Genomic DNA, 2,330 nt, shown 5'->3' with positions numbered 1-2,330 from the left:
AACGCCAGATAAACCGCTCAGCCCATCAGGCTACCATGGCTCAGCTCCTTATCAAGCCCTCACAGAAAGATTAAACAGCTACATGGATCATTGAACTCACACTTCTCATGAGCGAGGCCTACTTTGTTCTAGGTGGCTAAGTTCTATTTGCAATTTATATAAAAGTTTAAACTATGAATTTTCCAAACATTTTTACAGAAATAGTAATAAAGAGTTAGAATTTAAATTTCTAATGAAACATTGGATTTCAAATCAAAGTGGAGGAGATGATCTTGTATTTAGTGAAGTGTTTACACAAAAAATATGAATAAGGAAAATCCATTTCATGCTCTTTATGAATTAGACTATATCAGTCAAAAAAGCTACCCTCATGATATAAGTGCTAGTCATGGATTTGGACAATTTATAAGCTTGGAGGGTGAAAAATATTTTAGAGATTATTATATAGGTTTTGTAAAAAAAAAATAGTGCAGTAAAAAAAAGATATGTGAATAAAGAAGATGAATTTGTCTATGAAATTGAAGCACATATTTATAAATTAAACCGAAATGTAATAAAAGAAAAGATAGATTATAGTGGGGATCTAAAACCTGAAACAATTGAGCGTATTAAGCAAAATGTTCTTAATGCAAATCCTAATATCAACAATGTAAAAGATATAAAAATTTCTGAAGATAAACTAATTATTGAAACATGGAATAGATATTATACAGGGGTAGCTTTTATTGAATATCCTTTAGAGGATTTATATACGAGGGTAACTAATGCATCATCTCAAACAGAAAATACTGATACCAAGGATCAAGAGAGTCAGACAAAAAGTGAAGTAAAAGTGAAATATCAATACCAAGATGGAAAGGTATATAAGGAATATATAGCTTTATTTGAAAAAAAACAGGTGATAGATTCTTCTGATCTTGAAATGCTTGATGATAATATGAGTTTTAACGATGATTTCGTGAGCTATACAGTAAAAGGTGATGGTAATGATAGTATTATCAGAATAGTAAAAAATCTGAAAGTAATGCTCAGACTCAGACAGAAAATACAAAGACGGAGAATAAGGAAACTCAAACAGAAATTACTAAGAATGATATTTCCAAAATAGAAAAGGAATCTAAAGTTCTTCAAGAAAAACTTGATAAATTAAACAAGGAAACTAAGGATAAGGATAAATTAAACGATAAGCAAAAAGAGAAAATTAAAGAGCTTTAAGAAAGAATAGATAGCCTGAAAGAAAAACTTGATAAAGGCAAGGAAGATAAAAACTTATCACAAGATATGAAAAAAGAGATGGATAAACTAATTGAGAAGATTAAGGAGCTTGATAAAAAGATGAATGAGCTTGGAAAAACTCCTATTTCGCATAAATTAGTTGAAACTCCAGTTAGTCCTACTTCACAAATCAAATTAAAAACAGGAGATTTACCACAAACATCTGTAAGAGATATCAAAAAAGATTCATTGCCACAGGATAGTAGAAAAAGTAATACAAAGGATATAAATACCGGAAAAAGCAATGATAAAGAAAAAGAAATTCGTTATCCAAATAAGCTGACACCAAAACAGCCTTCCAATAATAGTAGTAATAGTTCACAGATGGATGATTCAAATAAAAATGTAAATACCAATAAAGGAGTTGCTTCAGCTCCATCAAAGGCAAGAGGAACTGTTACTGAGAATAAGGATAATGCGAACAATGACTACCCAATTCACCATAATGAAAGTGAAGAAAATAATTTAAGCCATATGTATTCAGCAGATGCAAGACAGTTTGTTACCTTTACAACTAAAAATGGTAAAACTTTTCACTTAATTATTAACCATGATGAGGATAGCGAAAATGTGATGCTTTTAACAGAAGTATCTGAAGATGATCTCCTTAATATGGTTGAGAAGAAAGAAGAACCAAAACAAGAAATTACAAAGGAAGAACCGGCAAAAGAAGAACCTAAGCCTGTGAAAAAAGAAGAAAGTAGCAATACAGGAACATACTTAATCCTTGCTCTTGTAATAGTAGGAGCATTAGGAGCAGGATATTATTTCAAGGTTATTAAAAAAAAGGAAGATAAGGAGCTTGAAGATTTTGAGGAGGAAGATGATGATTTCTTTTCAGAGGCAGAGGAAAGTGAAAATGAACTAGATGAGTCGTTGGAAACAGAAGATAAAGAAGATGATGAGTTAGAGTAAGTTTGTACTAAAACTATATAATATTTGGGACGAAAAACAGGGTGAGAGAGTAAAATTTTTCGCCCTTATTACTTTTTAAAAACTTTTGTCAACCGTAAATGAAAATGTCCTGAAATTTTAAAAATTTGCGGGATAAAACT

1 pseudogene is annotated in these 2,330 nt (G+C 30.7%); it reads left to right on the top strand.

Annotated elements, in window-relative coordinates:
- Positions 1 to 232: 232 nt before the first annotated feature.
- Positions 233 to 2,190 (top strand): annotated as a pseudogene (locus ACQV2X_RS08610) (CD1107 family mobile element protein).
- Positions 2,191 to 2,330: the final 140 nt, after the last annotated feature.

Origin of the sequence: Facklamia sp. P12945, from assembly GCF_050409485.1 — a bacterium.
In the GTDB taxonomy this organism is placed as follows: Bacteria; Bacillota; Bacilli; order Lactobacillales; family Aerococcaceae; genus Facklamia.
This window is presented reverse-complemented; position numbering and strand designations above follow the sequence as displayed.